This window comes from Streptacidiphilus jeojiense (assembly GCF_000719095.1).
In the GTDB taxonomy this organism is placed as follows: domain Bacteria; phylum Actinomycetota; class Actinomycetes; order Streptomycetales; family Streptomycetaceae; genus Streptacidiphilus; species Streptacidiphilus jeojiensis.
Genome location: NZ_JOEH01000021.1, coordinates 1 through 20,021, shown reverse-complemented (window position 1 = coordinate 20,021; position 20,021 = coordinate 1). Strand labels below are relative to the sequence as shown.

Below are 20,021 nucleotides of genomic sequence, written 5' to 3'. Positions count from 1 at the left end.
GGCCGGTGTCAGGTGGCGGCGACGATCAGGTAGATGCCCCAGCCGACCGCGGCCAGGACCACGGCGAAGCAGAGCACGGCGACGGCCAGTCCCAGCGTGCTGCCGCCGATGACCCGGTCGTCGTCGTCCTCCGCGCCCGCCGTGGCGGCCGCCGCGGCCCCGCCCCCGCCGGGGAGGCTGAGCGCGCGCAGGCCGACCGCGAAGAGCGCCGGCAGTCCGGCCCCGGCCAGCAGGCCGATCACCACGATCTGCCACAGGGCGTGCAGATTGATCCAGTCGTTCATACCGCCGCGACCTCCTTCGGCGCCTCGGTCGGCGGCGCGACCGTTCCGGTCCACTCCGCGTTGACGTTGTTGTGGCTCACCGCGGTGCGGCGGGACCTGACGTAGATGAGGCCGGCCACCGCGAGCAGCAGCACCAGCACCACCACGATCCCGAAGTTGCCGCCGATGACGTGGGCGAGCCCGTAGGCGCCGGCGCCGACCAGCCCGGCGGCCGGGAGGGTGAACAGCCAGGCGACGGCCATCCGACCGGCGACGTTCCAGCGGACCTCGGCGCCCTTCTTGCCGACGCCGGTGCCCAGGATCGAGCCGGTGGCGACATGGGTGGTCGACAGCGAGTAGCCGAAGTGGCTGGAGAGCAGGATGATCGCGGCCGAGGAGGACTCGGCCGCCATCCCCTGCGGGGACTCGATCTCGACCAGCCCCTTGCCCAGGGTCCGGATCACCCGCCAGCCGCCCATGTAGGTGCCCAGGGCGATGGCGATGGCACAGCTGAGGATGACCCAGAACGGCGCCTTGGCCCCGGAGTGCAGGCTGCCGTTGGCGATCAGGGCCAGGGTGATGATGCCCATGGTCTTCTGGGCGTCGTTGGTGCCGTGCGCCAGCGACACCATCGAGGCCGAACCGATCTGGCCGATCCGGAAGCCGTGGCTGCGGGCCTTGGGGTGCACCCCGCGGCTGATCCGGTAGACCAGCCAGGTGCCGGTGGCGGCGACCAGCCCGGCGATGACCGGGGACAACCCGGCCGGGATGATCACCTTCTGGAACAGCCCGTGCCATTTGACCGCGTGGCCGCCCGCCGCGGCGATGGTCGAGCCGACCACCCCGCCGATCAGGGCGTGCGAGGAGCTGGAGGGGATCCCCAGGAACCAGGTGAGGAGGTTCCAGATGATGCCCCCGGCCAGTCCGGCGAAGACCACGGTGAGAGTGACGAGGTTGGTGGCCACCAGGCCGCTGGCGATCGTCGCCGCGACGCTCAGCGAGAGGAAGGCACCGACCAGATTGAGTGCCCCGGACAGCGCGACCGCTGTCCTGGGACCGAGGGCGCCGGTGGCGATGGACGTCGCCATGGCATTGCCCGTGTCGTGGAATCCGTTGGTGAAGTCGAAGGCCAGAGCCGTGACGACCACCAGAGCAAGCAGAGTGTCGTTACCCACACCGGCAGTGTCCCGAGGCGCGGTACGGCCGTCGAGACGCCGGGCCGAGACTTGGCCGACTGGCCGTACCCCCGTCACCCGATGTCCATCTCGTGCGCATTTCCGACACCCGTACCGGCGCTCGGACCGGGCCGGGACGGCGTTCGGGCGGCGTTCGGACGGTGTTCGAACCGGCCGGGGGACCGGTGTGCGACACATCACTCTTTCGCCGATGTAACGAATATGCGCCCTTCACCGATAAACCCATCGGTGCTGCTTGGTATGCAGCACCGGATGCGTGTCCTGCGCAGCCTCGAGCAGGTCCTATGAGGGAGGCACAGCGCTGATGGTGGCCGTTGCCAAGACTTCCGCGCCCGTACGGAAAAGGCCCGTGAAAGCTGCCGGGAAGAATTCCGAGGCAAAGCCGGAAGCCGTGGAGCAGCCCGAGCAGTCGGACCAGCCCGAGCCGGCTGATCTGTCCGAGGCTGCCGAGCCGACCGGCCAGGAGGTCTTCACCGTCTCCGACGAGGACGAGGACGACGCTCCCGCGCAGCTGGTGACCGTCGCCGGGGCCACCTCGGACCCGGTCAAGGACTACCTCAAGCAGATCGGCAAGGTCCCGCTGCTCAACGCCGAGCAGGAGGTCGTCCTGGCCAAGCGGATCGAGGCCGGGCTGCTGGCCCTGGCGATGACCGAGGGTGACGACGAGCTCACCCCGGAGCTGCGCCGCGAGCTGGAGATCATCGCCGAGGACGGCAGCCGGGCCAAGAACCACCTGCTGGAGGCCAACCTCCGGCTGGTCGTCTCCATCGCCAAGCGCTACACCGGCCGCGGCATGCTGTTCCTGGACCTGATCCAGGAGGGCAATGTCGGCCTGATCCGGGCCGTGGAGAAGTTCGACTACACCAAGGGCTTCAAGTTCTCCACCTACGCGACCTGGTGGATCCGGCAGGCGATCACCCGCGCCATGGCCGACCAGGCCCGCACCATCCGCATCCCGGTGCACATGGTCGAAGTCATCAACAAGCTCGCCCGGGTGCAGCGCCAGCTGCTGCAGAGCCTGGGCCGCGAGGCGACCCCGGAGGAGCTGGCCAAGGAACTCGACATGACCCCCGAGAAGGTCGTCGAGGTGCAGAAGTACGGCCGCGAGCCGATCTCCCTGCACACCCCCCTAGGCGGCGTGACCCGCGAGCGGATCCGCCAGATCGAGTCCAAGACCATGTCCAAGCTGCGCCACCCCTCCCGCTCCCAGGTCCTGCGCGACTACCTGGACTAGGACCCGATGACGACGACTCCCCCGGTTCCCCCGCCCGGCTCCGACCCGGGGCCGGTCAGGGTGGACAGCTGGATCTGGTCGGTACGGCTGACCAAGACCCGCTCGCTGGCCGCGGCCGCCTGCAAGGCCGGCCACGTCCGGGTCAACGGCGAGCGGGCCAAGCCGGCCCAGCCGGTGCGCCCCGGCGACGAGGTGCGGGTGCGCGAGGGCGGCGGCTACGAGCGGGTGGTCACCGTGGCCAGGATCGTCCGCAAGCGGGTCGGCGCGCCGGTCGCCGCCGAGTGCTACGTCGACACCAGCCCGCCGCGGCCGCCGCGCGAGGAGGTCGTGCTGGTGGCCGTGCGGGACCGCGGCGCGGGCCGTCCTACCAAGCGGGACCGCCGCGAGCTGGAACGGCTGCAGCGGTACTGACCCGGAACTCGGTGCGGTCCGGGTGCAGCACCATCAGGTCGGGCAGGGCCCCGGCGGCCCCGTCCCACAGCCAGCCGCCCTCCGGCCCGTTGTAGCGGGGGCAGGAGAGCGACCAGGCCAGGTTTCCGCTGAGCATCAGTCCCCAGGCCGCCAGGTACGGCTCCAGCCCGGGTCGGTCGCGGTACGCCCGCCGCAGCCGCCCGGCCTCGGCGAAGAAGGTGTCCTCGGCCCCGGCCAGCCGGGCGCACAGCTCGTCCACCGCCTGCTGCAGGTCCAGGCCGCGGGTGCGGCAGAGCACGCCGACCGCGTTCATCGGCTCGTCCAGCACGTACTCCTTGCGGTACGACAGCAGGTCGTTCACCAGGATGGTGTGCTCGAAGCAGGCGTCCAGGAAGCCGGCCAGCTCCCCGGCGGACGGCCCCGGATCGCGTTCGCCCTCCAGCCCGAGGCCGTGCGCGATGGCCACCCCGACCAGGTCGAACGCGGCGTCGGCGCGGCGCACCGCCAGGTAGCCGGGGTAGTCGGCGACCGGTGCGGCCGACTTCACCGCGGCGGTCCGCACCACCTCGGAGAACCCCTCCACGAACCGGGCCCACAGCTGCGCCGAGACGCCTTGGCGGACCCGCTCCAGGGTCTGCGCCAGCAGCCGCAGATGCGCCGAACCGCCCTCGGCCGATGCCCCACCCAGCACCGCCAGATAGCGCTCGGCCTGCGAAGTCTCGGTCGAGTCACCATCCGTCACATCGTCCAGCAGGAACAGCACCGAGGCGGCCAGGCAGATGCCGAGCAGCCGGTCGGCGTCCGCCCCGGGCAGCACCCGGCACATCAGGCTGACGCCCTCGCACTCCCGGAACAGCCGGTGCTCCAGCGGCAGTCCGACGCCCGCCATCCGCTCCCGGAACCAGGCGTCGTGCTCGCGCCGCAGCCGGGCCCGGTCGGGATGGTCACCGGGGTCGGGAAGCCGCCCCCCTGGCAGTGCCAGCGTCAGTTCGATCGTCATTCGGTGCTCCCACGGTCCGAGATCCGCCCTGCTCTGCAAACCCAACGACACACCCTTCCCCGCGTTGCTACGGTTCGCACGGGTGCGCGGGTGCACAGGGCCGTTCGGGGTAGGCGCCTGCTCCCGGCAGCCCAGCCGGGCCCCGGACGCGAGGAGTACCGTGAGCACGGACCAGGCCGACACACCGTCAGCACCGGCCCCGGACGAGGGGTCCACCGCACGGCCCGGCGCCGACGCCGCCAGGCGCTCCTGGTACACCGTCGGACTGCGGCTGGGGCTGGGCCTGCTGACGGCCTATCTGCTGATGCAGGCGGTGCTGAAGATCCAGAGCGTGCTGATGCTGGTGCTGCTCTCGCTGGTGATCGCGGTCAGCCTGGAGCCGATCGTCGGCTGGTTCACCAGCAGGGGCATGGCGCGGCGCTGGGCGGTGCTGACCGTGATCGTCGGCCTGGTGGTGGTGCTGGGCTCACTGATCTCGCTCTTCGTGCCCCCGGTGACCAGCGAGGTCAACGCACTGGTGAAGATCATTCCGACCTGGCTGCAGCAGCTCCACGACCACCACTCCTTCCTGGGCCGGCTGGAGGACCGCTACCACCTGATCGCCAAGGTGAAGACACAGCTCGGCGGCAGCGGGGCGGGCACCGTCGTGAACGGCCTGATGGGGGCGGGGCAGCTGCTGATCAGCACCCTCACCGGCTTCTTCCTGGTGATCACCCTGACGCTGTACTTCCTGGCGAGCCTGCCCGCGCTGAAGCGGTTCTGCCTGCGCTTCGTCCGCGGCAGCCGGCGGGAGCGCGCCGAGGTGATGACCGACGAGGTGCTGCAGCGCACCGGCCGCTACATGCTGGCCAATGTGGCCACCTCGGTGATCGCGGGCCTGGCTACGCTGATCTGGCTGGTGGCCCTGGGCGTGCCCTACCCGGCGGCGCTGGGCGTCTTCGTGGGCCTGATGGACCTGATCCCGGTGGTCGGCTCGACCATCGGCGGCATCGTGGTCTCGCTGGTGGCACTGGTGGTGTCGTTCCCGGTGGCGGTGGCCACCGCGGTGTTCTACATCGTCTTCCGGATCGCCGAGGACTACCTGATCGTGCCCAGGGCGATGAAGTTCGCGGTCGAGGTGCATCCGCTGGTCACCATCCTGGCGGTGCTGGCGGGCGGCGCGCTGATGGGGGTGATCGGCGCGCTGATCGCCATCCCGGTGGCCGTCGCGGTGGGCCTGTTCCTGGACGAGGCGGTCTTCCCCGGGATCGCCGCGCGCTGAGGGTCGGCTCAGGAAAATCTGATGCGTCTTCAAGGTTTCAGCCCCCCAGTGCGGGTAGGCGTACTGTGCGGCTGGACCGGGAGGCACCAATCCCCCCTGGACTCCCGATCGCCGCCCCGGAAGGTCCTCTGCTCTCCCCCCAGCAGGGGACCTTCCGCATGTCACGCCACGTCACGTCGGGAACATCACGTCACACGGCGTCAGAGAATGGCGCCCGGGGTGTACTTGGCGGCCTCCGGGTAGCGCGCCGCCACCTGCTCCACCTGGCCGACGACTGCCGCCACCTGGCTCGCCGCCGCACCGGTGAAGGACAGCCGGTCCGCGAGCAGCGCGTCCAGCTGGGCCCGGTCCAGCGGGATCCGGTCGTCCTCGGCGAGCCGCTGCACCAGCTGGTTCTCGCGCACCCCGGCCCGCATGGCCAGCGCCGAGGCCACCGCGTGCTCCTTGATCGCCTCGTGCGCGGTCTCCCGGCCGACGCCGGCCCGGACCGAGGCCATCAGCACCTTGGTGGTGCCGAGGAAGGGCAGGTAGCGGTCCAGCTCGACGGCGATCACGGCGGGGAAGGCACCGAACTCGTCCAGCACCGTCAGGAAGGTCTCGACCAGGCCGTCGAAGGCGAAGAAGGCGTCCGGCAGGGCCACCCGGCGCACCACCGAGCAGGAGACGTCGCCCTCGTTCCACTGGTCGCCGCCCAGCTCGGAGACCATCGAGGCGTAGCCGCGCAGGATCACCGCCAGGCCGTTGACGCGCTCGCAGGAGCGGGTGTTCATCTTGTGCGGCATCGCCGAGGAGCCGACCTGGCCCTCCTTGAAGCCCTCGGTCACCAGCTCGATGCCGGCCATCAGCCGGATGGTCTTGGCCAGGCTGCTCGGTCCGGCCGCCAGCTGGACCAGCGCGGAGAGCACGTCGTAGTCCAGCGAGCGCGGGTAGACCTGGCCGACGCTGGTGAAGCCCTGCTGGAAGCCCAGGTGGCCGGCGACCCGCCGCTCCAGGTCGGCCAGCTTGTCCTGGTCGCCGCCGAGCAGGTCCAGCATGTCCTGGGAGGTGCCGACCGGGCCCTTGATGCCGCGCAGCGGGTAGCGGGCGATGAGCTCCTCAAGCCGCCGGAAGGCGACCAGGATCTCGTCGGCGGCCGAGGCGAAGCGCTTGCCGAGGGTGGTGGCCTGGGCCGCTACATTGTGCGAGCGACCGGTCATGACCAGCTCGCCGTGCTCGGCCGCCAGCGCGGCCAGCCGCACCAGCAGCGCCACGGTGCGGTCCCGGACGTGCTCCAGGGACTGCCGGATCTGCAGCTGCTCGACGTTCTCGGTGAGGTCGCGCGAGGTCATGCCCTTGTGGATCTGCTCGTGCCCGGCCAGGGCGCTGAACTCCTCGATCCTGGCCTTCACGTCGTGCCGGGTGACCCGCTCGCGCTCGGCGATCGAGGCCAGGTCGACCTGGTCCAGCACCCGCTCGTAGTCGGCGACGGCTCCTTCCGGAACCTCGACCCCCAGGTCGGCCTGGGCCTTGAGCACGGCCAGCCACAGCTGCCGCTCCAGGACGACCTTGTGCTCGGGGGACCACAGGCGGGTCAACTCGCCGGAGGCGTAGCGGGAGGCGAGGACATTGGGGATCTTCGGCTTGACGGTCACGCTTCGCAAGCCTAACAGTCCAGGTCGGAGCGGTCGGCCGGGGCCACCGCCCGGGGCCGCCGCAGGCGTCGCCGGGGTCAGCGCCGGGGTCAGCGCACCAGCAGGTCCAGCAGCCGCTCCGCCTCGGCCGCCGGGTCGGCGCTCAGCCCGCAGTGCACCGGACCCGGCTGCACCACGGTGCTGCGCGGAGCGGTCAGCCAGCGGAAGCGGCGGCCGGGGTCGTCCGCCGCCGCCTGCCCGGCGTCCGCGCCGCCGGAGCAGACCGCGGCGACGGCCGCCAGCGCGCTGCGCACCGCGGTCACGTCCGCATCCGGGTCCAGCGCCAGCAGCCGGGCCTCGTCCAGGTGGATCACCGCGCGGACCAGTCCGGCCTGGCGGCTGTAGACCAGCACCCCGGCGTTCATCCGCTCCCCGCGCTCGACCCGGGGCACCACCCGGACCAGCGCGTACTCGTACACGTACTCGGTCATCCCGCCACCTCCGGCAGCCAGTTCCGCGGGCCCGACACCCGGGCGGCGAGCTGGGCCACGTAGGCCTCCCTGACCTCGGCCGCCGAGCCGAAGCCCGGCTCGTCCTCCAGCCAGACGCCGGGGACCAGCGCCAGCACCTCCCGGAGCAGCTCCTCGGTGACCGTCCCGGCCAGTGCGGCGTCGGCGGCCCCGAGGTCCGGGGCGAACCGCAGCAGCGCGTGGTCCGAGGCGTCGTAGGGCCGGTCCACCGCCGCCGCGGCCCGGGGCCAGTTGTGGTGGAAGATCAGGCTGGCGCCGTGGTCGATGAGCCACAGCTCGCCGCGGAGCACCAGCAGGTTGGGGTTGCGCCAGGACCGGTCCACATTGCCGGTCAGCGCGTCCAGCCAGAGCACCCGCCCGGCGGTCACCGGGTCGACCGGGAAGGCCAGCGGGTCGAAGCCCAGGGCCCGCGGCAGGAAGGCCACCCCCAGGTTGGTGCCGCCGGAGGCCTTCACCAGGTCCTGCACCCGCTCGTCCGGCTCGCCCACCACCAGCAGCGGATCGACCTCGACGGTGGCCAGTTCCGGCACCCGCAGGCCGAGCCGGCGGGCCAGCTCGCCCGAGACCACCTCGGCCACCAGCGCCTTGCGCCCCTGCGCCGCGCCGGTGAACTTGGCCACCCAGTGCCCGCCGTCGCCGCCCTCCACCAGCCCCGGCAGCGAGCCGCCCTCCCGAAGCGGCGTCACATACCGGACAGCCCGCAGCTCAGACAACATGGGCCCCACCCTATCCGGCGGCCCGCCCGTCGGTGCGGCCACCGACTTGGCCGTTCCCGGTGGCAGCGCACTGGTGTGCGTGCCAGGGTGGCGGGCAGGAATAGGCCCATCTGACCGTACGACGCACCGTGACGACATTCAGCAAAGGATGACTCCATGGAACGACCTCGGATCCTGGTGGTCGGCGGCGGTTTCGCCGGCGTCGAGTGCGCCCGGAGGCTGGAGCGGAAGCTGGCCCCCGGTGAGGCCGACATCGCCATCGTCGCCCCGTTCAGCTACGAGCTGTACCTCCCGCTGCTGCCGCAGGTGGCCGCCGGGGTGCTGACCCCGCAGTCGGTCGCGGTGTCGCTGCGCCGGATGCTGACCCGGACCCGGATCATCCCCGGCGGCGCCATCGGCGTCGACCCCAGGGCGAAGGTCTGCGTGGTCCGGAAGATCACCGACGAGATCGTGAACGAGGAGTACGACTACATCGTGCTCGCCCCCGGCAGCGTCACCCGCACCTTCGACATCCCCGGGCTGAGCGACCACGCGCGCGGGATGAAGACCCTCGCCGAGGCCGCCTTCGTGCGCGACCACGTGATCAGCCAGCTGGACCTGGCCGACGCGGCCACCAACCGGGAGGAGCGGATCTCGCGGCTGCAGTTCGTGGTCGTCGGCGGCGGCTACGCCGGCACCGAGACCGCCGCCTGCCTGCAGCGGGTGACCACCTCGGCGGTGAAGCGCTATCCGCGGCTGAACCCCAACCTGATCAAGTGGCACCTGATCGACATCGCCCCCAAGCTGATGCCGGAGCTGGGCGACAAGCTCGGCGCCACCGCGCTGGACGTGCTGCGCAAGCGCGGGATCGAGGTCTCGCTGGGGGTCTCGGTGGCCGAGGTCGGCGAGGAGTCGGTGAAGTTCACCGACGGCCGGGTGGTCCCCTCGCGCACCCTGATCTGGACCGCCGGCGTCGCCGCCAGCCCGCTGATCGCCACCCTGGACGCGGAGACGGTACGCGGCCGGCTGGTGACCACCGCCGAGATGAAGGTCCCGCAGTTCGAGGGCGTCTACGCGCTGGGCGACGCGGCCGCCGTGCCCGACCTGGCCAAGGGCGACGGCTCGGTCTGCCCGCCGACCGCGCAGCACGCCCAGCGGCAGGGCAAGGTGGTCGCCGACAACGTCGTGGCCGCGCTGCGCGGGCAGGAGGCCAAGCCCTACTTCCACAAGGACCTGGGCCTGGTGGTGGACCTGGGCGGCGCCGACGCGGTGTCCAAGCCGCTCGGGGTGGAGCTCACCGGCGTGGCCGCGCAGGGCGTGGCCCGCGGCTACCACCTGATGGCGCTGCGGACCAATGTCGCCAAGGTGCGGGTGATGACCAACTGGCTGCTCAACGCGACCGCCGGGGACGACTTCGTCCGCACCGGCTTCCAGCGCGGCCGCCCGGCCACGCTGCGCGACTTCGAGTACACCGACTCGTACCTGACCAAGGACGAGATCAAGGCCCACACCGAGTCGCTCAGGGCGCGCCAGTGAGCCCCTCGGGCACGTAGGCGGGGAAGCCGGGCGTCCACCACGCCCGGCCCTCCGCCGTGACGGCGAAGCCCTCCAGCCCCGGCCGCGTCTCCAGCCAGGCCCGGCCGGCGCCCGGGCCCATCGCGAAGGCCGTGGTGGCGGCGATGTCCGCGGCCGTCAGCGACTCCCCCACCACCGACACCGACAGCAGTCCGGCCGGGACCGGCCGACCGGTGTGCGGGTCCAGGATGTGCTCGCCCCGCTCGGCCGTCCCCGAGGTGGCCAGGGCGATGCCGCTGCCGCGGACCACGGTCGCGAACGCCCCCGGGTGCAGCGGATGGGCCACCGCCAGGCTCCAGCCGCGACCCGGCTCGGGCTCCCCCGCGGTCTGCACGTCCCCGCCGCCGTTGACGCTGTGGTCCGCCGAGCCGGCCCCCAGCAGGATCCGCGAGGCCCGCTCCACCGCCCAGCCCTTGACCACGCCGGAGGGGTCGAGACCGCCGCCGGGGCCGTCGGGTCCGCCGGGCCGCACCGAGAAGAAGCCGTCGCCGTCCCGCTCCGCCGCCGCTCCCAGCGCCAGCACCTCGGCGACGTCGGGATCGCACTCACCGACCGTCAGTTCGCCCCGCCCCAACCGGCTGATCTGGCTGTCCGGACGGTAGGTGGAGAAGACCCGGTCCACCCGGTGCAGCCAGGCGACCGCCCGCCGCAGGCCGTCGACGGCCCGGTCGTCCGCCCTCCTGAGGTCGAAGGACACCACGGTGCCCATCACCTGCTCGGCATGGCGCAGCACGGCCCGCTCCATCCCGTCCTCCTGTCGCCGCACGGTCATATCTCCAGAAAATACGTCAGCCTGATCATGCGTCAGAAAGACGAAGCGCCTCACTCCTTCGAGTGAGCCGAAACCTCCCCCTCGAAGGGCATCCTCGCAGCCCAGCCGGGTGACTCCGGACGCCACGCCGCCCTGCGGCCAATGGACGCCACGGTACGTTGACAGGCTTAGTCCTGTAGCCATGCGCCAGAACTCCTCATCACTCCGCGACCTCCTCCCCTCGCGGCCGCTGTCCCGACGGACCCTGATCGGGACGGCCGTGGCCGGCACCGCGGCCACCGCACTGCTCCCCGGCACCGCCGCAGCCGCCATCGCAGCCGCCCCGGGCAGCGGCCTGCCCTCGGACCGGACCGCCGCGGCCGAGGTGCACGCCGAGTTCCTGCACGGCTGGCGCGGCTACACCGAGCACGCCTGGGGCTACGACGAGGTCTGCCCGGTGAGCCGCCGCCACCACGACTTCTTCGCCCCCGGGCACACCTTCGGCCTGTCCATGGTGGAGGCCCTGGACACCCTCTACCTGATGGGCGAGGACGCCGAACTGACCCGCAGCTGCGACTGGATCGACGCCCATCTGGACCCGGCCCAGAACGTCCAGGTGCAGCTGTTCGAGGCGGTCATCCGGCTGGTCGGCGGGCTGCTCGCGGGCCATCTGGCCACCGGCAGGTCCAGCCTGCTGGCCCGGGCCAGGGAGCTGTCCGACCGGCTGCTGCCCGCCTTCACCAAGTCGCCGACCGGCATCCCGTACACCCGTGTCAACCTGCGCACCGGCGCGGTCTCGGGCACCACCGTGCCGCTGGCCGAGGCCTGCACCAACGTCATGGAGTTCGGCCTGCTGTCCGACCTCACCGGCGACCCGCGCTACTACGACGCCTCGATGCGCGCCTACCGGGCCGTCATCTCCCGCCGCAGCTCGCTGGGGCTGCTGGGGTCGACCATCCACGCCGAGACCGGCCGCTGGATCGACACCACCGCCGCCGCCCCCAACCCGCCGGTGGACTCCTTCTACGAGTACCTCTGGGGCGGCTCGGCCCTGCTCGGCGACCGTCAGCTGTCCACCTGGTACCGGCAGCTGACCGCGGCGATCACGGCCCACCAGGCGGTCACCGTCGGCGGCCGGCTGTGGTTCAGGTCCGTCGACTTCCGCACCGGGAGGCCCGTCGGCGGCACCGCCCAGTCCGAGCTGGGGTCCTTCTACGCCGGCCTGCTCGCCAAGGGCGGCGACCTGAAGCGCGGTCAGGCGTACTTCCGCACCTGGTCCGACGTGCTGGCCCGGCACCCGGTGCTGCCGGAGACGGTGGACCCGGCCACCCTGGCCGCGGTCGACAAGGGCAGCCAGCTGCGCCCCGAGTACGCCAACGCCGCGCTGGACCTCTGGCGGCTGACCGGTGACGCCGGCTACAAGCAGGCCGCCTACCGCCTCTTCACCGGGATGCGGGCCAACCAGCGGGTGGCCGACGGGTACACCGTCTCCGGCGATGTGACGGTGCGTGGGATGCAGCCCGGGGACCTCACCCCCGCCTACTGGTTCGCCGAGAACATGAAGTACCAGTGGCTGCTGTTCTCCGCCACGCCCCGGTTCGACTACCGGTCCGGCATCCTCTCCACCGAGGGCAAGGTGCTGTCCGGGCTGCTGCGCCGGTAGCCGATAGGCTTCCTGCTCGGGCTAGGTTAGAGCGCGGTAAGAGCCGGCGCGGTGAGAACGGTCGAGGGGACAGCGGGAAGCATGAGTGCAAGCGGCGGTAGCAAGGCGATCGTGGCGGCGCTGGGGGCGAATCTGGCCATCGCGCTGGCGAAGTTCGTGGCGTTCGCCTTCAGCGGGTCCTCCTCGATGCTCGCGGAGGGCGTGCACTCGGTCGCCGACTCGGGCAACCAGGCGCTGCTGCTGCTCGGCGGCCGCAAGGCCAAGCGGGCGGCGACCGAGGAGCACCCCTTCGGCTACGGCCGGGAGCGCTACGTCTACGGGTTCCTGGTCGCCATCGTGCTGTTCAGCGTCGGCGGCCTGTTCGCGCTGTACGAGGGGGTCGAGAAGGTGCGGCACCCGCACTCGCTGGACCACTGGTACTGGCCGGTCGGCGTGCTGCTGTTCTCGATCTGCGCGGAGGGCTTCTCCTTCCGCACCGCGGTGAGGGAGTCCGGGGAGCTGCGCGGCTCGCAGAGCTGGGTCCAGTTCATCCGCCGGGCCAAGGCGCCCGAGCTGCCGATCGTGCTGCTGGAGGACTTCGGCGCGCTGATCGGCCTGGTCCTGGCGCTGTTCGGGGTGGGGCTGAGCCTGGCCACCGGCGACGGCGTCTGGGACGGCGTGGGCACGCTCTGCATCGGCACCCTGCTGGTGTGCATCGCGGTGGTGCTCGGCATCGAGACCAAGAGCCTGCTGCTCGGCGAGGGCGCGGGGGCGGCCGACAACGCCTCGATCCGCGCCGCGCTGGTGGACGGGGACGTGGTCACCGGGGTGATCCACATGCGCACCCTCTACCTGGGCCCGGAGGAGCTGCTGGTGGCGGCCAAGATCGCGGTGCAGCACGACGACACCGCCGCCGAGGTGGCCCGGGCCATCGACGCGGCCGAGGCCCGGATCAGGGCCGCGGTGCCGATCGCCCGGGTGATCTACCTGGAGCCGGACATCCGGCGGGCCTGAGCGGCCCGGTCACGGCCCGACGGCGGCGCGACCGGCACGGCCCGACGGCGGCGCTGGCCGGTCACGGCACCACGGTGACCGGCCAGCGGCCCGCCTTCACCAGCCGCACCGCCACCGAGCCGAGGATGCGGTGGCCGGCCTTCTCCGACGCGCCGATGACCACCGCGTCGGCCTTCAGTCGGTCGGCGTGCTCCACGATGCCCGCGTAGGCGTCACCGGGCGCGGTGTGGAACTCCCAGCGGATGCTGGGGCCGTGGCTGCCCTGGTCGACGCCCTCGCGGATCTGCCGCTCCAGGTCCGCGGCGACCTCGTGCCCGGCCTGGTTGATGGCGACGCCCACGTCGGCACCGCCCATGGTGCCCATCGGCTGTATGTAGACCAGCGCGAGCATCGAGCCCTGCCGCCGGGCCAGCCCCGCCGCGTAGGCCGCGGCGCGCATCGAGGACGGCGAACCGTCCAGTCCGGCGACGATCACGGAGGGGCCGTCGGTCCCCAGCTCGAACATGCGGGCTCCCTCATCCATCGAATCGCTGTACGCACTGAGCATTATGCCGTCGTGGAGCGCCATCGGGCCGGAGCGTCGACTTGGTGGACCCGGTCGGCATGGCCGACTTGTACGATTCTCAACGATTACTCATCAAATCACCGGCCCGGGCACAGAACTGATCTGGGAGCGTAGCGGCGTGAGGGTTCTCCGACCGCGGGCCGCCGCCCGATCCGCCGCCCGCTGGGTCGTCACCGTGCTCGCCTGGCTGCTGGTGATGGCCGGTGGCAGCGCCACCGCCGCGGTCGCCGCCACCCAGGGGCCGGGCAGCAGCGGTCCGGTCATGCCCTCGGCCAGGTCGGCACGGGTGGGCGCGCTGTTCGACGACAGCAGCATGTCGTACCACTACTGCTCGGCGAGCGTGGTGCACAGCCCCGGCGGCGACCTCATCGTCACCGCCGCGCACTGCCTCTCCACCGACCCGGGGACCACGGTCTTCGTCCCCGGCTACCGTGACGGCACGGCTCCCTACGGGGAGTGGAAGGTGGTCGACGTCGTCGAGGACACCCGCTGGACCGCCGACGACGACACCGACCTCGACGTCGCCTTCGCCGTGGTGGCACCGCTGCACGGCCGCACCCTGGAGCAGGTGGTGGGGGCGAACCGGCTGGAGACCGATCCCGACGTGGGCGACGGCGCGTCGGTCGCGGTCACCCTCACCGGCTATCCGCAGGACAAGGACGCGCCGATCACCTGCAGCAACACCGCGAGCCGGTTCGCCGACACCCAACTGCGGGTGGTCTGCGCCGACTTCACCGACGGCACCAGCGGCAGCCCCTGGGTCGTGGCGGCGACGGGCAAGGCCGCGGACAGCGTGGGCAGGCAGGGCGACGCGATCGTGGGGGTCATCGGCGGCTTCGAGCAGGGCGGCTACACCGCCGGCATCTCCTACAGCAGCTACTTCGACCAGGACACGCTGGCGCTCTACCAGCAGGCCGTGCGGTCCGCCGCCCGGCTCGGCCGTTCCGGGTCAGGCCGTCTCTGAGACGTCCACCGACGTCTCCGCCGACTCCGACCGCGCCTCCTCCTCCGGCGCGCCGGAGCCCGACTGCAACCGGGACAGGCCGACCACCCCCAGCAGCACCAGCCCGACCCCGAAGATCTCCGGCACCAGCCACCAGCCGACCCGCACCGACTCCGAGTACAGCGTCACCCCCAGGGACAGGCTGATCAGCGCGTCGCCCAGGGTCAGCGCGGGCTGGGACGCCACCAGCGGTCCCGCCTGCATGGCGTTCTCCAGCAGGAACAGCGCGCAGACGCCGACCGCGGCGAAGGCGTAGGTCTGCCAGGCGGTGAAGAACGCCCTGACACCGCCGTGGTCGAGGGTGTCGGTGGCCGACTTCATCAGGGCGGCGGTGAGGGCGTAGCCGATGGCCGCCGCCGTCCCGAGGCAGGCCGCGCGGGCCCGGCCGACCGGCCGCTTCAGCGCCGCGCCGGCGAGCACCACCATCATCCCGCCGCAGCAGAGCAGCGCCAGCAGCCAGAGCGCCGCCGGGGGCTGCAGCTCCCCGCCGCTGGGGGCGGCCGCGGCCAGCGCGGTGCCCAGACCGACCACGATGCAGGCCACCGACAGCCAGCCGCTGCGCGGCATCGGCTTGCGGAAGACCAGCCCCGAGATCAGCAGCGCGAACGGCAGCTCCAGCACGAAGATCGGCTGGACCACCGCCAGCGGGCCGGTGACCAGCGCCAGCCCCTGGAAGACCGCCGCGAAGATCACCCCGAGGATGCCGAAGAACCAGATCGGGGTCCGCAGCAGGTCCCACATCAGCTGCAGCTGGAACCCGTCCGACTGCGGGACGATCAGTGCGGCGCGCCGCTGCAGGACCGTGCCCAGCGCATTGCTCACGGCGGCGAGCACGGCGAAGACCACCGACAGTGTTGCCATCAACGACACGGCTCTCCCCCTCCCTCGCAGCGCCCGGGCCCCATCCATCGGTACACGGCTCGATGCTACCGGCTGACTTGGAACCACCGGTGACATGCCACTGAGTACGATGTGAGCATGGGCCAGCCGAATGAGCAGCGCGATCCGCGCCCCGGGCGCCTCGACCCGGCGGCCGCCGCCCGGGTGGCCGGAACCCTGCAGGCCCTGGCCACCCCCTCCCGGCTGCTGATCCTCGCCCGGCTGCGCGAGGGCGCCTGCGCCGCCACCGAGCTGGCCGCCGAGGTGGGCCTGGAGCAGTCCGCCTGCTCGCACCAGCTGCGGGTGCTGCGCGAGCAGGGCCTGGTGGTCGGCGAGCGCCGCGGACGCAGCGTGGTCTACGCCCTGTACGACTCCCATGTCGCGGCCCTGCTGGACCAGGCGGTGCACCATGTGGAGCACCTGCACCAGGAACACGCGCGGCCCGCGAGCCTCGGCCTGTCCCCGGTGCCCGGACTCCTATGATGGCCTGATGCAGGCGATCACCGACTGGTTGCAGCACCTGTCCGGACCCCTGGTCTACCTGGTCGTCGCCGCTCTGGTGTTCACCGAGGACGCCCTCTTCTTCGGCTTCGTGCTGCCCGGCGAGACCGCCGTGGTCATCGGCGGGGTCATCGCCAGCGCGCACAACGGGGTGAACCTGCCCGCGCTGATGGCGGTGGTGGTGCTGGCCGCCGTGGTCGGCGACTCGGTGGGGTACGAGGTGGGCCGGCGGTTCGGCCCCGCCCTGCTGTCCACCCGGCTCGCGGTGCGGTACCAGGACCGGATCGAGCGCTCGCGCACCTTCATGCGCGAGAAGGGCCCGGCCGCGGTGTTCCTGGGCCGCTTCGTGGCCCTGTTCCGGGCCATGGTCCCGGCGCTGGCCGGGCTCTCCCAGCTGCCGTACCGGCGGTTCCTGCTGTTCAACGCGGCGGGCGGGCTGATCTGGGGCGTCGGCTACACCCTGCTGGGGTACCTGGCCGGGGCGGCCTACGCGAGGACCGCGCACACCGTGGGGACGGTGGCCGCCGGCGTGGTCGGCGGGATCGTGCTGATCGCACTGTGCGTCTGGCTCTGGCGGCGCCACCACCGCGCGCCCGAGGCGGAGGCGGCTGCTACGGAGGCGGCTGCTACGGAGGCGGCTGACGGCGCGGACGCTGCGGAGGCTAAAGGCGCTGCGGACACCGAAGACGCTGCAGACGCTGCAGACGCTGCAGACGCGGACCCCGACAGCTGAGCCCGGCTGCGGCCCGGCCTCCGGCTGCGCACTGACCATTCGTCAGCTCTGATCCTGCCGAGCCCATTGTGCCCGGCGGGGGCTGCTGCCTATCCTCGCTGCGGACACATTCATGACCATCGGTCATATACATGAACTTCCTCCCACCGCACGAGGAGTCCCATGAGCCGCCGCATCACCGCCGCACTGGTCGCCGTCGGCGCGACCGTCCTCGCCCTGCTCGCCCCGGCGTCCGCCTCCGCGAGCGCCCGCCCCTCCCCCGTGCCCCGCACCGTCGTGCTCGACGGCAACCGGCTGGCGCTGACCCGGCTGCTGGTCAAGGCCGGGGTCCCGCAGCTGCGCAGCGAGCTGAAGACGCTCACCGGCCAGGCCGACGGCTACCTCACCCAGGGGCCCTGGTCGGTGATGGACAAGCCGCAGACCGCGCCCAGCGGCGACAAGCACGACTACCTCAGCGAGGCCCCGTACTGGTGGCCCAGCCAGCCGCAGACCGCGGCCAACCCGTGGGGCTGCCCGTACGTCCAGAAGGACGGGGTGCGCAATCCCGCCATCGACACCATCACCGACCACAGCGAGCGCGGCGCGATGTTCAACGCCGTCTACACCCTCACCCTGGCCTGGTACTACACCGGAAAGGCCGGCTACGCCGAGCGCGCCGCGCTGGACCTGCGGACCTGGTTCGTCGACCCGGCGACCCGGATGAACCCCAGCCTGAACTACACCCAGTTCATCCCCTGCAAGGTGGACGGACGCGGGATCGGCATCATCGACTTCTCCCAGCAGTTCACCGACATCCTGGACGCCACCGCGATCCTGGACACCGGCGCCCCGGGCTGGACCGGCGCCGACCGCACCGGGATGACCAGCTGGGACAGCCAGTTCCTCAGCTGGCTGCAGACCAGCCAGAACGGCTCGGACGAGGCCGCCGCCACCAACAACCACGGCTCCTTCTTCGACATGCAGGAGGCCGCACTGGCCCTGGCGACCGGGCAGAAGGCACTGGCCACGAGCATCGTGAAGGGCGCCGAGAGCAAGCGCCTGGACGTCCAGCTGGCCGCCGACGGCAGCCAGCCGCTGGAGCTCACCCGGACCACCAGCTACCACTACTCCGACTTCAACCTGCTGGCGCTGACCCGGCTGGCCCAGATCGGCGAGCACGTCGGCGTCGACCTCTGGCACTACACCACGCCCGCCGGCGGCAGTCTGCTGAAGTCCGTGGACTTCGTCGTCCCGGCCGCGACCGGCGCCGCCGCCTGGACCTATCCGGAGCTGAACTTCCAGGCCTTCGCCGCCAACGACGTGATCCGCGCGGCGGCGGACGCGGGCGACCGGACCGCGCTCAGGGCGCTGCCCGAGCTCTCCGCGCAGCCCGGCGGCGACGTCTGGCTGCTGCGCCCGGCCGCGGAGCAGCTGGACCCGATCAGCGGGTGACGGCTCCGGCCATGAGCTGAGGGAGGCGTGGTGCCCGCGGGCACCACGCCTCCCTCAGCTCAGCGATCGGTGGGTGTCAGAGTGTCAGACCCGGGGGGTGTGCTTCTCCGGCTGGTCCGCCGACCGGCCGTCCGCCTCGGCCGGCTCTGCGTCGGGCTCCGGGTCCGGCTCCGTGTCGGGCGTGTCGGGGACGTCCTTGGTGAAGGCGACACTCGAATCGTCGATGGTCGCGTCGTCCGCGGGACCCTCCGGGGCCAGCCGGGACCTGCCGAGGCGGTTCTCCGGTTCGGGGCGGTTGCGGGACAGGATCAGATAGCCGACGGCGACCACGAAGCAGATCAGCGAGGTCCAGTCGTTGAGCCGCAGGCCGAAGAAGTGGTTGGCGTGGTCGGTGCGCAGCGACTCGATCCAGCCGCGGCCCGCCGTGTAGCAGGCCACGTAGAGCGCGAACAGCCGCCCGGAGTGGAAGTTCCAGCGGCGGTCCGCGTAGAGCAGCAGTGCCACGCAGGCCAGGTCCCACAGCGACTCGTAGAGGAAGGTCGGCTGGAAGACGCCGTGGGCGATGTCGCCGTTGGCGTCGGTGTAGGTGATCTTGAGGCCCCAGGGCAGCGTGGTGGGGTCGCCGTAGAGCTCCTGGTTGAAGTAGTTGCCCCAGCGGCCGATGGCCTGGGCCAGGATCAGCCCCGGCGCCAGCGCGTCGGCGAAGGCCGCCAGCGGGACCCCGCGGCGGCGGCAGCCGATCCAGGCGCCGAGCGCGCCCAGCGCGACCGCGCCCCAGATGCCCAGGCCGCCGTCCCAGATGTAGAGGGCGCGGATCGGCTGCTCACCGGACTTGAAGTAGAGCTCCGGGTCGGTGATCACGTGGTAGAGCCGGCCGCCGACGATGCCGAACGGAACCGCCCACAGGGTGATGTCCACGACGTCGTCCGGGTTGCCGCCGAGCTTGATCCAGCGGCGCCGGGTCAGCCACAGGGCGGCGGCGATGCCCAGGATGATGCACAGCGCGTACGCGCGGATCGGCAGCGGGCCGATGTGCCAGACGCCCTGTGAAGGGCTGGGGATGTACGCGAGTTCCATCAGGGCCGATTCCCTCGAGGCCGGGCGGGTGGGGGCCTCCCGCTGCTGTGCCGGTCTGTGCTTGTGCGGCCCCACATTACATCCGCCGGGAAACGGTTGGGCCACCCGCGTGATCATGCCGCGCGGTGGTGCGGGATCGGCCCGCGCGCCGCTGCGGCGCGGCCCCGGGGAGGGGGCCGCGCCGCAGCGTGCTGGAGCTGCTCGGTCAGCTCGCGGTGCAGGTGAGCGTCGGAGCGGTGTTGGTGCCGGAGTAGGTCGCCCCGAAGCCGAAGCTGGTGTTGCCTCCGGCGGCGATCACATTGTTGTAGGGCTCGTTGGTCGCGGTGACGGCCGAGCCGGAGTGGGTGTAGACGGCGTTCCACATGCTGGAGACGGTCTGGTTGCCGGCCCAGGTCCAGGTGACGGTCCAGGACTTGGTGGCGGTGGTGCCGGTGTTGGTGACGGTGACGTTGGCGTTGAAGCCGGCGCCCCAGTCGCTGCTGATGCTGTACGTCGCGGTGCAGCCGACGCTGCCTCCGCCGCCGCTGGAGGCGGAGGTGGTTCCGGTGACCGTCGCCGAGGAGGCGGAGACGTTGCCGGCCGCGTCCTGGGCCGTGACGTGGTAGCTGTACGCCGTGGAGGCGGTCAGCCCGGTGTCGGTGTAGGACGTC

Annotated in this window: 20 protein-coding genes and 1 pseudogene; 10 read left to right on the top strand and 11 right to left on the bottom strand. The window is 71.9% G+C overall.

All coding sequences use genetic code 11. The features are described 5' to 3' along the window. Positions 1-8: 8 nt before the first annotated feature. Together IF29_RS0126220 and IF29_RS0126215 are read right to left on the bottom strand one after the other, a co-directional pair. Positions 9-284 carry a hypothetical protein gene (locus tag IF29_RS0126220; RefSeq protein ID WP_030259692.1) on the bottom strand — a complete coding sequence of 92 codons (276 nt, stop codon included), beginning with the start codon at positions 282-284 and terminating at the stop codon, positions 9-11. Next, entirely contained in the window at positions 281-1,438 is a 1,158-nt protein-coding gene (locus tag IF29_RS0126215) for an inorganic phosphate transporter (protein ID WP_037596712.1), read from the bottom strand. Before IF29_RS0126215 ends, IF29_RS0126220 begins: the two co-directional genes overlap by 4 nt. Positions 1,439-1,754: 316 nt before the next feature. Here IF29_RS0126215 and IF29_RS0126210 point away from each other — a divergent pair. After that, positions 1,755-2,693, top strand: a pseudogene (locus IF29_RS0126210) (RNA polymerase sigma factor); the annotation flags it as partial. A gap of 6 nt (positions 2,694-2,699) precedes the next feature. Continuing rightward, entirely contained in the window at positions 2,700-3,104 is a 405-nt protein-coding gene (locus tag IF29_RS0126205; protein WP_030259687.1) for an RNA-binding S4 domain-containing protein, read from the top strand. Here the strand turns inward: IF29_RS0126205 and IF29_RS0126200 are convergent. After that, positions 3,058-4,104 (bottom strand): terpene synthase family protein, encoded by a 1,047-nt coding sequence (locus tag IF29_RS0126200; RefSeq protein WP_030259684.1) that lies wholly within the window; start codon positions 4,102-4,104, stop codon positions 3,058-3,060. The two genes, IF29_RS0126205 and IF29_RS0126200, sit on opposite strands and share 47 nt — an antisense overlap. A gap of 160 nt (positions 4,105-4,264) precedes the next feature. Between IF29_RS0126200 and IF29_RS0126195 the strand changes: the two genes are divergently transcribed. After that, the gene (locus IF29_RS0126195; RefSeq protein WP_051726024.1) at positions 4,265-5,365 is read left to right on the top strand and encodes an AI-2E family transporter; all 1,101 of its coding nucleotides are present in this window, start codon (positions 4,265-4,267) and stop codon (positions 5,363-5,365) included. Positions 5,366-5,565: 200 nt separating this feature from the next. Here IF29_RS0126195 and purB read toward each other — a convergent pair whose 3' ends face one another. The 3 genes from purB to IF29_RS0126180 all read right to left on the bottom strand — a co-directional run bounded on the left by purB (position 5,566) and on the right by IF29_RS0126180 (position 8,221). After that, complete coding sequence (gene purB, locus IF29_RS0126190; protein WP_030259676.1) at positions 5,566-6,996, bottom strand: adenylosuccinate lyase; 1,431 nt, start codon at positions 6,994-6,996, stop codon at positions 5,566-5,568. Between the two features lie 89 nt (positions 6,997-7,085). Further along, positions 7,086-7,466 carry a DUF3037 domain-containing protein gene (locus IF29_RS0126185; RefSeq protein ID WP_030259673.1) on the bottom strand — a complete coding sequence of 127 codons (381 nt, stop codon included), beginning with the start codon at positions 7,464-7,466 and terminating at the stop codon, positions 7,086-7,088. Further along, positions 7,463-8,221 (bottom strand): HipA family kinase, encoded by a 759-nt coding sequence (locus tag IF29_RS0126180; RefSeq protein WP_084714976.1) that lies wholly within the window; start codon positions 8,219-8,221, stop codon positions 7,463-7,465. Before IF29_RS0126180 ends, IF29_RS0126185 begins: the two co-directional genes overlap by 4 nt. A gap of 156 nt (positions 8,222-8,377) precedes the next feature. Between IF29_RS0126180 and IF29_RS0126175 the strand changes: the two genes are divergently transcribed. Next, positions 8,378-9,736, top strand: coding sequence for an NAD(P)/FAD-dependent oxidoreductase (locus IF29_RS0126175; RefSeq protein ID WP_030259667.1), 1,359 nt, complete (start codon positions 8,378-8,380; stop codon positions 9,734-9,736). Here IF29_RS0126175 and IF29_RS0126170 read toward each other — a convergent pair. Further along, a complete protein-coding gene (locus IF29_RS0126170) occupies positions 9,720-10,547 on the bottom strand; it encodes an FAD:protein FMN transferase (protein ID WP_232242439.1) in 828 nt (275 codons plus the stop codon). The two genes, IF29_RS0126175 and IF29_RS0126170, sit on opposite strands and share 17 nt — an antisense overlap. A gap of 181 nt (positions 10,548-10,728) precedes the next feature. Between IF29_RS0126170 and IF29_RS0126165 the strand changes: the two genes are divergently transcribed. Together IF29_RS0126165 and IF29_RS0126160 are read left to right on the top strand one after the other, a co-directional pair. Then, positions 10,729-12,189 carry a glycoside hydrolase family 47 protein gene (locus IF29_RS0126165; protein WP_051726023.1) on the top strand — a complete coding sequence of 487 codons (1,461 nt, stop codon included), beginning with the start codon at positions 10,729-10,731 and terminating at the stop codon, positions 12,187-12,189. An 81-nt stretch (positions 12,190-12,270) separates the two neighbouring features. Beyond that, positions 12,271-13,182, top strand: coding sequence for a cation diffusion facilitator family transporter (locus IF29_RS0126160; RefSeq protein WP_030259659.1), 912 nt, complete (start codon positions 12,271-12,273; stop codon positions 13,180-13,182). A 61-nt stretch (positions 13,183-13,243) separates the two neighbouring features. Here IF29_RS0126160 and IF29_RS0126155 read toward each other — a convergent pair whose 3' ends face one another. After that, positions 13,244-13,705, bottom strand: coding sequence for a universal stress protein (locus IF29_RS0126155; RefSeq protein WP_030259657.1), 462 nt, complete (start codon positions 13,703-13,705; stop codon positions 13,244-13,246). 160 nt (positions 13,706-13,865) lie between these two features. Between IF29_RS0126155 and IF29_RS0126150 the strand changes: the two genes are divergently transcribed. After that, complete coding sequence (locus tag IF29_RS0126150; RefSeq protein ID WP_030259655.1) at positions 13,866-14,711, top strand: trypsin-like serine peptidase; 846 nt, start codon at positions 13,866-13,868, stop codon at positions 14,709-14,711. Here IF29_RS0126150 and IF29_RS0126145 read toward each other — a convergent pair. After that, complete coding sequence (locus tag IF29_RS0126145) at positions 14,697-15,611, bottom strand: DMT family transporter (RefSeq protein ID WP_030259654.1); 915 nt, start codon at positions 15,609-15,611, stop codon at positions 14,697-14,699. The genes IF29_RS0126150 and IF29_RS0126145 overlap by 15 nt on opposite strands. Before the next feature lie 117 nt (positions 15,612-15,728). On the opposite strand from IF29_RS0126145, the gene IF29_RS0126140 reads away from it, so the two are divergent. The 3 genes from IF29_RS0126140 (at position 15,729) to IF29_RS0126130 (ending at position 18,294) form a co-directional block, all read left to right on the top strand. Continuing rightward, a complete protein-coding gene (locus IF29_RS0126140) occupies positions 15,729-16,112 on the top strand; it encodes an ArsR/SmtB family transcription factor (RefSeq protein ID WP_051726022.1) in 384 nt (127 codons plus the stop codon). A 7-nt stretch (positions 16,113-16,119) separates the two neighbouring features. Continuing rightward, positions 16,120-16,863, top strand: a complete 744-nt coding sequence (locus tag IF29_RS0126135) for a DedA family protein (protein ID WP_063757607.1) — start codon at positions 16,120-16,122, stop codon at positions 16,861-16,863. Between the two features lie 162 nt (positions 16,864-17,025). Beyond that, entirely contained in the window at positions 17,026-18,294 is a 1,269-nt protein-coding gene (locus tag IF29_RS0126130) for an alginate lyase family protein (RefSeq protein WP_030259647.1), read from the top strand. Positions 18,295-18,378: 84 nt separating this feature from the next. Here the strand turns inward: IF29_RS0126130 and lgt are convergent, their stop codons facing one another. Both lgt and IF29_RS0126120 read right to left on the bottom strand, forming a co-directional pair. Beyond that, on the bottom strand, positions 18,379-19,371 hold the full coding sequence (gene lgt / locus IF29_RS0126125; protein WP_030259644.1) for a prolipoprotein diacylglyceryl transferase: 993 nt from the start codon (positions 19,369-19,371) through the stop codon (positions 18,379-18,381). A gap of 205 nt (positions 19,372-19,576) precedes the next feature. Continuing rightward, positions 19,577-20,021, bottom strand: a 445-nt coding sequence (locus IF29_RS0126120) for a cellulose binding domain-containing protein (RefSeq protein ID WP_030259641.1), incomplete at its 5' end; no start/stop codon positions are given.